Origin of the sequence: Corallococcus sp. CA053C (assembly GCF_003611675.1) — a bacterium.
Classification (GTDB): Bacteria; Myxococcota; Myxococcia; order Myxococcales; family Myxococcaceae; genus Corallococcus.
Map to the genome: position 1 here is coordinate 1 of NZ_RAWA01000429.1, position 8,553 is coordinate 8,553.

The window sequence follows — 8,553 nt, forward strand, 5'->3', positions numbered from 1 at the left end:
GGTCGACGGTGGGCGTGAAGGTGCTGGTGCGGGGAGGCATGCGCGCGAGCGTGGGCCTGGGGTTCGCGCTGGCGGCGAGCAGTTCGTTGTTGGGGCCGCAGTCGCGAGCGCCCTGGCAGTACCGGGGCATCGTGACGAGCACGCTGTATTCGATGCGGCTGTTGGGAGGGTCGCTGGCGGTGGCGGCGCTGTCCCTGGCGAGGGGGCACTTCGCGCTGCAGTTCGGCATCGCCGCGGGGCTCACGACCGTCGCCGCGCTGGGGATGGCCCTGGAGGCGCCGGGACGGGAGGGCAACGTCGCGCGCGAGGCGTGAGCGTTAGACTTCGATGAACCGCATACCGGTGGGGCCAGTGCGCTCCAGCGCGGTCTTGAGGTCTTCGGAGACGATGAGGGCGACCTTCCAGCCCCATGGGCGGAAGAGCTGGGCGTTGCCCACCTTCGACTTGTCGATGCGCATGCCGTAGACGGAGTGGTACTCGCCAATCCTTTCTGGCTGACCGTGCTTCGCTTCCCAGAAGCGGATCTCCTCGGAGGCCTGCTCATTGATACAGCGGATGAGCTTCGTCGCGACCAGGAGGACGTACTGATCCGGGTGCTTCGGGATGTCGACGGGGATGAGTTGCACGTCGTCGGCAGCCTTCTCCATGAGCACGTTCGCGAGCTTGACGTGGATGATGGGCGTCAAGCCCACTCCCGCCAGGGAGAAGTCTTGAGGCTTTCCAGGCTCAAGGATGGGAACCCGGAGGCGGTCTGTGACGTGAACAGGCTTTCCCTCTCCGAACATCCAAGGGTTGTCGACCTCTATCGAATTCGTATCGGCGGGGTCGTCCAGGTACCAATTTCCTTCATGAAGGTCCGCCTCAAGTTCGAAGAATCGAGCAGCCATATGGGTGGTATTCAGCGTGCCTTGCGTGATGTCAGGAGATTGTTGAGGAGTGTCCCTGGGGCATTGGCTTCCTCGGCGAGCGCCTGAAGTGCACTCGTCAGGGCTTCGCGGCATTGCACCACGGTCCGGCAGGTTCTTGTGGCATTGCTCAACCGCCTCAGCACGAGCTCATGATACTCCCGTGGATGCGGTCCCCGGTGCCCTTTGATTGTGACGATGTTCTCCGGATCCTTCAGCTCCATGCCTCCCTTCTTGAAGAGCTTCCGGAAGATCGGTGTCCACGGCCCGCCGTTCTTCGAGGACTTCTCATTCCGGATGGTGGCCAGGTGATGGCGCTGGGGCGGCCCCCGGCGCGATGACATCGCGAGCGCGTTGGGTGCGAGCGCGATGGTGAAGCCCTCGGCCGTCATCGCCACGGAGCGCACGCTTCCCAGGGCGACGTACTGGAACCCCGCCTGCGTCTCCACGGCGAGCGCGGCCTGCGCGGACCCAGGGAGTCCCTGGACCTTCGTCGCGAGCCCCACGGTATTGCCCACAGCCGCGGTCGCCAGCATCACGAAGATGCGCGCCGCGTTCTCGCCCAGCACCTCCCCGTAGGCTTCTCCCGCGTCGCGCACCTCGACGAACGTGGTGGCCTGGTCCACGTGGCGCACCAGGGTCACCCAGCCATCCAGGATGCGCCACACCGTGTCCACGCCCAGGTACGCAATTGCCGTGGCGGTCATCAGGGCGGCGAGTCCCTTGGACAGGGGCTCTGGCAGGGCCCAGAGCAACAGGTACATCGTCACGGCGGAGGTCATCGTGGCCAGCACTGCCTGGGGATTCGCCAGGTCCTCCAGGGCCTCGGACGTCTCGCGCCACACCGAATCCATCGCGACAGCCATGGCCAGCGCATAGCGGCCGTCGCTTCCCAGCAACGGCCCTTCGTCCAGCAGCCGCAAGCAGTCTCCAGCCTGCTTCTTGTGCTCGCACCAGCGCTTGTAGCCGCGTGTCAGGTCGTCGGATGAATCCAGGAGGTGCAGGTCACGCACCTCCGCTTCGCCCAGGGGAACAATCTGCCGGGTCCGCGCCCTGAAGCCATACAGGCCGCTCCGTTCCGGCAGCCCGAACAGCTCGCGGGCCTCTCGCAGGGGATGGGCAGACGGCCGGACCTCCCGCGCGAGTGTCTCCACCGCCGTCTTGAATTCGTCATCCTCAAGCCGGGTAGCGGTGGGTGAGGCACCTTCGGCCTCAGCAGGCGTGATGACGGTCCGAACGCCGTCGTCCGTCTCCAGGCTTACGACCCGCGTCGTCGCGCAGCCTGACACGAGCATTCCCAGCAGCAGCGCCCACCCCAGCCGCTTCATGTCCGCCTCGCAATCACTTCAGCCGCGGGCGCCACGGTAACAGCTCTCAAGGAATGCGTGCTGGTCGCTACACCTCGGTGAAGTGCATGCCGGTGACCCCGGTGCGCTCCAGTGCGGTCTTGAGGGCTTTGGAGACGATGAGGGCGATGGACCAGCCCCACGGCCGGAAGACCTGGGCATCGCCCACCTTCGACGGGTCAATGCGCATGCCTGCGACGGAGCGATAACGGCCCACCTTCTCGGGTTGGCCATGCTTGGGCTCCCAGTATTGAACCTCCCGGGAAGCCTTGTCGTCGATGCATCGGAGCAGTCGGGTTGCCACCAGCATGCTGAACTGTTCGGGCTGCCCGTCGATGTCCACCGCGAGAAGCTGGACGTCATTGGGCGCAAGCTCCGCGAAGATCGTTGCGACCTTGACGTGGATGATGGGCTCGGTCCCGATGCCGGCCGAAGAAAAATCCAATGGCCGTCCAGGTTCATCAATGGGAATTCGGAGGCGGCCTGTCACGTGAACGGGCTTGCCGGCCCGGAACATCCACGGGTCCTCGACTTCCATTGACTGCTCGTCGACCGGATCCCCCAGGTACCAGCGATTGGGGACATAAACGTCCTCTGACAATTCGAAGTAGCGCCCTGTCATATCCGGCTTCGTCGAAGCTTCTGGGGAGGTAACTTGTTGGTTTCCGTCATTTGGGCTCGCCCAGCTCCCGGAGGAAGAACCGGCGGACGTCGTCCAGGTAGTACCGACCTTCGGGCCCGTTGGGACTGTGCCCCTCGCCGGGCATGATCAACAGGTCGAAGTGCTTGTTCGCTCGCACCAATGCCTGGGCCATCCGCATCGTCGTGGACAGCGATGCGTTCACATCGCTGGTGCCGTGCATCATCTTCAGCGCGCCCTGGAGCTTCCCCGCCAACGCTTCGTTGGAGCCCGCCGCGTAGCCCGCCGCATTCTCCGCGAGCAGGCCCATGTTGGGCTCGTTGATGAGGGCCTCCTCCGTCAGCGCACCCGGTGCTCCCGCGTAGCCCGCCTTGAAGAACTCCGGCGCCGTCAGCATCCCCCTCAGCGCGAAGTAGCCGCCCCAGGAATGGCCATGGATGCCCACCCGCTCCAGGTCCATGTAGGGCCGGCTCGCTCCCGCCTGCTTCAAGGCCGTGACGTGGTCCGGAATCTCCGTCTGGCCCACGCGGCCGTAGTTCACGTCCTGGAACGCCTTGCTCCGCCCCGGCGTGCCACGTGCATCCAGCACCATCACGATGAACCCGAGCTGTGCCATTGAATGGGCGATGAACGACTCGACACTGCCCGCGTACCCCCAGGGCACCACCGTCGTGAACGGTCCCGCGTAGATGATGTCGAGCACCGGGTAGCGCTTCTTCGGGTCGAAGTCCCACGGCTTGTAGAGCACGCCATACAGCGGTGTGGTGCCGTCCGCTGCCTTCACCGTGAGCGGCTCCGGCGGTGTGTAGTGAAACGCCGCCAAGGCGCTCGCGTCCGCCTTCGCGTAGCGGAAGGTTGCCCGTCCATCCGTGGAGGCGACATCCCAGACCCTTGGCTGCGTCCGGGTGGAATGCCCATCCACGAAGTACCGCGTGGAGGGAGACATCACGACCCGGTGCACCCCGGGCTCCGGGGACAGGAGCTTCAGGTCCCCTCCCGTCATGGCCACCCGGTACAGCAGCCGGTCATACGGAGCCTCACGCTCCGCGGAAGCCAGCACGAACGCGGTGTCTCCCTTGGGCGCCACGCCCAGCACCGCGTGGACCGGGAACGGGCCCCGGGTGACCTGGCGCACGAGCTTGCCCGAATAGTCATACAGGTAGACGTGTCGCCAGCCATCCCGCTCGGACATCCAGAGGAAGTGCTGGTTGTCCGGCAGCGGCTTCACCTGCCGCGACCAGCCCTCCAGCGCGAAGTCGAGCGCCCCCACGAAGGTCTCCGGCCGCTCTTCGCGCAGCACGCGGCGGCTCTTGCCCGTCATCGCATCCACCGCCATCAGGTCCAATCGCTTGCCATCCCGCGACAGCCGGAGCACGAACGCCTCGCGCCCGTCCGGACGCCAGCCCGCGAACCATTCATAGCCCTCCGTCTCCGCACGCGGGACCGCCACCACCTGTCCCGACTCCACCGTGACGAGGTGCAGTTCCGCGCGCATCAGGGGCGTGCCCGTCTTGGAATAGGGCGCCCACGTCACCTTCTCCAACGGGGTGCTGTAGTCGACCACCGGAAGCCTGTGCATGCCCTGCGTGTCCTCACGCCAGACCGCGAGGAACCGGCCCTGGGGCGACCACGGTGATTCAGGCACCCGCCACGCGTTGTCCTCCGTGCCAGTGCGCTCCACCCGGGTCTTCCCCTGGGCATCCACCACCGCGAACCCGGCCTCCCGCTGCTCCGCGACCGCCTTGCCATCTGGCGACAGCGCATTGCCGGGGATGAACGACAGCGCGACCGGATCCGTGGGCGCGAGCGCCACGACGCGGCGGTCGGTCAGGCCCAGCGTGAACGCCTGGCCCTGCACGGAGAAGGCAATCCCTTGCGCATCGGGCGTGAGCGTGAAGGGCATGAAGCCAGACAGCTTGGGCGGCTTCCCGAGCAGCACCGTGAGCTGGGTCCGCAGGGCATCGGGTGACAGCAGCGGCTGCTGGGTCTTCCGCTGTGCATCGACCAGCACCCAGGTCTCCCGATACGGGTCGACCATGGACCAGTACACGAACCGTTCGCCCTCGGGCAGCCATCGCGGAGGGCTCAGCGTGTCGCGGATGTGATCCGGCAAGCGGAACGACGCATGGGAGAAGTCGAGCCGCTCCTGGAGCGGATCCCCGGCCCCCATCGCCATCGAGGGCGCGAACAGCGCCATTCCAAACAGGAACAGGAGGGTGACACGGGCACGTGGTGGGGTCATGGGCACGTCCAGGGACGAGGAGGGAAGGGGAACGTCAGGAGATGCGACGCGGGGTCGGGGACGTGGCGCCCAGCAGCTCCGCCAGCGTCTTCAAACCCCGCTCCAGCTCCGCGCGGGAGCTGGCCGCGCCGAGCGACACCCGGAGGGCGTTGGGCGCGTTGCCGGGGCGGGCCGCGAACAGGTGCGCGGGGCCCAGGAGCACGTCGCGCGCGGCCGCCTGCTCCACCAGCTCCGTGGCCCGGCGGTGCTCGGGAATGGGCATCCACAGGAAGTACGCGGTGGCATGCGCGACATACGGGTGGCCCTTCAACACGGAGGCCGCCAGGGATTGCCGGGCCGTGGCTTCGGCCCGCCGTGCGTCGCGGAGGGCCTCGGCCGTGCCGTCGGCAATCCACTGCGAGGCAATCTCATTCAACAGGGGCGACCCGGACCAGACCGTCGCCGCGGCCGCATGCTCCAGCGCCCGGCGGGATTCGGCGGGGGCCCGGATGAAGCCCACGCGCAACGCGGGCAGCGTCGCCTTGGACAGACTTCCAATGTGATACGTCCGCCCGGGATCCAACGCCACGAGAGGGAGAGGGGCCTTCGCGACGAGCGGCGCCAGCGCTCCGTTCTCGATGATCGTCACCCCGAACTCACGGCAGACCTCCACGACCGCCTGCCGCCGCTTCAACGGCATGACCGCCGTGGTCGGGTTGTGGTTCGTCGGGGTGCAATACAGCACCCGGGCACCGCTCTTCCGGCAGGCCTCCTCAAGCGCCTCCGGAATCAGCCCGTCCGCGTCGAGCGCCACCGGGTGCGTGGGCAGCCGGAGCCACTCCGCCGCGCTGAGGACCCCCGGGTAGGTGATGTCCTCCACCAGCACGCCCTCGGGCGTCGCCAGCAATGACAACAGCATCAGGGTGGCGTGCTGTGCCCCTCCGCACACCGTGACCTCCCCGGTGGTCGCGGGCACCCCCGCGAGCTTGAGCCAGCGGGCCCCCGCCTCCCGCTGGGACTCGGAGCCCGCGTGCGCCTGATAGCCACTGAGCGCGGCCAGGTCCGCGCGTCCTCCCAGGCGCGTCAGCCCGGCGGCGAGCGACAGGTGCCCCAGGTCCCCGGGCACGATGGGCACCGCCGTGGGCCCCAGGTCGATGCGCGTCCGGTCGAGCTGCGGTGAGTACGGGTCCGCCTCCGTGAGGTCCCTCACGAACGTCCCGTTCCCCACCTGGCTGCGGATGAGCCCCCGCCGCTCGGCTTCGGCATACGCCCGCGTCACCGTCCCCAGGGAGGCCTCCACCGTGGCCGCCAGCTCCCGGTGCGTCGGCAGCCGGTCCCCCGCGCGCAGCCTTCCGGCGCTGATGTCCGCCGCGAGCGCGTCGACGAGCGCCGCGTACAGCGGCCCGCCGGTCCGTTTCAGGCGCGGCTTCCAGGTGGAGCGGGTCATGGCCTTCCTTGGGCACAGGCGTCATGGGACACAACTCAAATTGTACCATGACAATTTCCGAAGCGTACCCGTGCGACTGTCGGAAGGCCCGGGCCCGCCCCTCAACGCTGGGAACTCAGTCCTCCGTGAGGAGGAGGCTCCAGAGCAGCACCTTCTTCTTGCCGGGCGGCCGGTGCAGGCAGCGGACCGGGCCGTCCTGCGACGCGACGAACACGATGGCGCCGGAGTGCTGGTTGGCGAAGACGGCCGCGGCGCGGTGGCGCGACCCGTGCTGGCTGATGGGGTAGTGCGGCCCGGGCCGTCCCTGGAGCGTGCGCGCCTCGAAGACCTGCGGCGGACCGCTGCGCGGGATGGCGATCTGATACCCCGCGCAGAGCACCTCCAGCTCCGGCCCCAGCACCAGCGCGTTGTCCACCGCGGTGAGCTGCCCGATGCTCTCCACGAGCGCCTGGAAGTCGCTCTCGGTCGCCTTGTCGTCGTGCTCGGCGGCGGCCTTCTTCAGCTCCGGATCCTCTGGCGCCTCCGTCCCGGCGGCCCTCCCGGCTTCCGCGCGCCACGCGCCGTTGATGAGGTCCGCGCGCGCCTGCACGAAGCGCTTCAATCGCTCGCGCAACAGCGAGCCCTGCTCCTGCGGCAGGCTGTACTTGCCGCGCGTGCGGAAGCGCTCCATGTCGTGCTGCTTGGGCAGGAAGGCAATCAGTCCACCGTGATGCAGCGCCCCCATCTTCCGGATGAGGCCCTGCACCGCGTTGGACACGTACCACTCGCGGTTGCCGCCCATCAGCGGCTGCACCTTCGGCAGCGACTCCACCAGCGTCGCGCAATGCTCCAGCAGCGCCGAGCGCACCGCGCTGTCCTCGTGGAACAGCAGGTCGTGCAACGCCACGCGCCGCCCCGGGGGCACCGGCGCGCCCTGCTCGTAGCGGAACACCTCGCGGCCCTGGGTGCTCACCACCAGGTGGCCCGGCTCGGGCGCGTGGAGGATGAAGACGTCCTCCTCGCCCTCGGCGTGGAACTCCGTGTACTCCACCCGCCGCGCCAGCCCCTGGATGCGCAGCTTCCCGTCGCGCGGCCCCACCACCACCGCCGTGCGCGGCAGGTGCGCGGCGGGCGCCAGCTTCACCAGGGCCTCCACGCTGAAGTCGGTGATGCTCGACTTGGGCTCCAGGGGCAGCGTCTCCCACGCCTGCCGGTGGCCCCTCGCACCGCCGATGAAGACCGTCTCCCGCACCGCCTGAAGGCCCGGCAACCCCTGCGCGTGGTAGGCGATGCGCACGCGCGTGGCCTCGCCTTCCTCCCGGCCCAGGCTCGCGAAGAACACCGTGTCCGCCAGGACGACCAGCAGGCGCAACGTCGGCTCGGCCACGGGCGTCTTGGCGAACTGGCGCAGCCAGCTGCGCAGGGCTTCTCCGGGATATTGCAGGCCGGGCTCATCCATCGGGCGCGCAGCATACCCACGCCTCCTGGCTTCCCGGAGGAAGTCACGCTCCCTGCGCATCGCGGCGTCGGCTTTCCAGCCCCGCGCGGGAGCAGGCCCGACCTGTAGCACCGCCGCCGCGGGACGGGCCGGGTCGTCGCTCCGCGGGAGCGCGAACGGCAACACCTCCGCATCCAGGGCCGACGTCATTCTTCGATGGGCGCCTGCAGCGTGCCGAACCGCTCCACGCCCTGGTCCAGTGCCGAGCGCACCGCGTGGAGCAGCGCCCCATCCGACATCCGCCGCACCACGACCAGGCGCGTCGCCACGAAGGACGGCGCGCCCCCCAGTCGTTCCTCCAGCGCCTCCAGGGTGTGCACGGTGAGCACGAAGCAGCGCCCATCGCGCAGCCGCACCTCCAGGTCCCGGGTGCCCTCGAAGGGCAGCTCCGCGTCGTCGGCCACGAGCAGGGAGGCAATCCGCTCGTCCTCGGTGTCGATGGACCGCATGCCTGTCCGCCCCCGCGCGCGTCGTCGCATGCCAGGGACGATGGGGACCCCCACCCGCGCCTACAACC

Annotated in this window: 7 protein-coding genes and 1 pseudogene; 1 reads left to right on the forward strand and 7 read right to left on the reverse strand. The window is 68.6% G+C overall.

Translation table 11 applies throughout. The features are described 5' to 3' along the window. Positions 1–314: pseudogene (locus tag D7V97_RS36150) on the forward strand (MFS transporter); the annotation flags it as partial. Positions 315–317: 3 nt separating this feature from the next. Here the strand turns inward: D7V97_RS36150 and D7V97_RS46860 are convergent. The 7 genes from D7V97_RS46860 to D7V97_RS36185 all read right to left on the reverse strand — a co-directional run bounded on the left by D7V97_RS46860 (position 318) and on the right by D7V97_RS36185 (position 8,485). After that, positions 318–686 carry a DUF1629 domain-containing protein gene (locus tag D7V97_RS46860; RefSeq protein WP_368668987.1) on the reverse strand — a complete coding sequence of 123 codons (369 nt, stop codon included), beginning with the start codon at positions 684–686 and terminating at the stop codon, positions 318–320. A 212-nt stretch (positions 687–898) separates the two neighbouring features. Then, positions 899–2,233: an AHH domain-containing protein gene (locus D7V97_RS36160; RefSeq protein ID WP_120615173.1), complete on the reverse strand. Its 1,335-nt coding sequence runs from the start codon at positions 2,231–2,233 to the stop codon at positions 899–901. A gap of 67 nt (positions 2,234–2,300) precedes the next feature. Then, positions 2,301–2,873 carry a DUF1629 domain-containing protein gene (locus D7V97_RS36165; protein ID WP_120615174.1) on the reverse strand — a complete coding sequence of 191 codons (573 nt, stop codon included), beginning with the start codon at positions 2,871–2,873 and terminating at the stop codon, positions 2,301–2,303. A gap of 46 nt (positions 2,874–2,919) precedes the next feature. Continuing rightward, positions 2,920–5,133, reverse strand: coding sequence for a DPP IV N-terminal domain-containing protein (locus D7V97_RS36170; protein WP_120615175.1), 2,214 nt, complete (start codon positions 5,131–5,133; stop codon positions 2,920–2,922). A gap of 34 nt (positions 5,134–5,167) precedes the next feature. Continuing rightward, positions 5,168–6,559 carry a PLP-dependent aminotransferase family protein gene (locus D7V97_RS36175; protein ID WP_120615176.1) on the reverse strand — a complete coding sequence of 464 codons (1,392 nt, stop codon included), beginning with the start codon at positions 6,557–6,559 and terminating at the stop codon, positions 5,168–5,170. Between the two features lie 115 nt (positions 6,560–6,674). Further along, the gene (locus tag D7V97_RS36180; RefSeq protein WP_120615177.1) at positions 6,675–7,997 is read right to left on the reverse strand and encodes a putative sensor domain DACNV-containing protein; all 1,323 of its coding nucleotides are present in this window, start codon (positions 7,995–7,997) and stop codon (positions 6,675–6,677) included. Between the two features lie 185 nt (positions 7,998–8,182). After that, positions 8,183–8,485, reverse strand: a complete 303-nt coding sequence (locus D7V97_RS36185) for a hypothetical protein (protein WP_120615178.1) — start codon at positions 8,483–8,485, stop codon at positions 8,183–8,185. Positions 8,486–8,553: the final 68 nt, after the last annotated feature.